The sequence below is a fragment of the Mycobacterium sp. TH-M106 genome, assembly GCF_057473765.1.
Genome location: NZ_JBYCLE010000475.1, coordinates 1 through 1,000, shown reverse-complemented (window position 1 = coordinate 1,000; position 1,000 = coordinate 1). Strand labels below are relative to the sequence as shown.

2 pseudogenes are annotated in these 1,000 nt (G+C 66.7%); one reads left to right on the top strand and one right to left on the bottom strand.

The window, feature by feature from the left end:
- Positions 1-743 (top strand): annotated as a pseudogene (locus tag AC2VOP_RS16895) (hypothetical protein); the annotation flags it as partial.
- Positions 744-778: 35 nt separating this feature from the next.
- Here the strand turns inward: AC2VOP_RS16895 and AC2VOP_RS16890 are convergent.
- Positions 779-1,000 (bottom strand): annotated as a pseudogene (locus AC2VOP_RS16890) (tyrosine--tRNA ligase); the annotation flags it as partial.

Genomic DNA, 1,000 nt, shown 5'->3' with positions numbered 1-1,000 from the left:
CCTACTACGTCATCAGCAGCCAAGACCCCGGTGTGGCGAACTGGGTCGACGACTCCGGTGTCAACAACGGCAGCATCTTGCTGCGCTGGCAAGACGTCACAGGGCCGATCCCAGACACCGCGGTCACGACCGAGGTGGCCAATGTCGCCGATGTCGGCAACGATCTGCCGGCCGACACTCCCGTCGTCACCCCCGCGGAATACGCCGCCGACGTCCACGATCGGCTGTTGGAATACGACTACGTGCAGCACCAGAACGACGGCCTGGCCTGGCTGGGCGCCAACCTAGAGTACGACCAGCTCGAAGCCGCGATCGGGCCCGCTCAATTCCACCAGATGTTCGGCGGTCAAACCGACGTGGCGTCGATGGCCGACCGGCTGATGCCGGCGCTGAGCCCCGACCCGCTCACCCTCGCTCACGACATGCTCACCGATCCTGCCGGCAGCCTCACGGCGATCGTCAACAACGTGCCCCTGGCGATCCAAGACGTCGAGCTGCCCACCGTTTTGGCGGCGTTGCAGCTAAGCCACCCCGCAGATTACGGCGGGCTGCCAACGGTCTTGAGCGACACGTTCACCGACCCGGCCACCAGCATCACCGCCGGGCTGCTCAACGCGCGCGACGACCTCGCGGTCGCCGTGATGAACGCCAACAGCTCCACAGCGCTCAGCGACACCCTGTGGGACTCACTGGCACAGCTCAATCACGAGTTCTTGACCACGCTGCTCAGCCTCGTGGGCTAGCCGTGCTGGAGGCGGTGTGATGCGGCCGGCACAGGTCAGACGGCCCGCTCTGCGACCCGCTCGATACCGGCCACGGTGCGCTTGCCGCGGCGCAGCACCAGCCAGCGGCCGTATAAGAAGTCACCGCGCTGGGGAGTCCATTCGTCGTCCTCGATCCGAATGTTGTTCACCGAAACCCCGCCCTCGCCCACCGTGCGCCGGGCCGCACCCTTGCTCGCCGACAGCCCGGTGGCCACCAGCAGGTCGACAATGCCGTC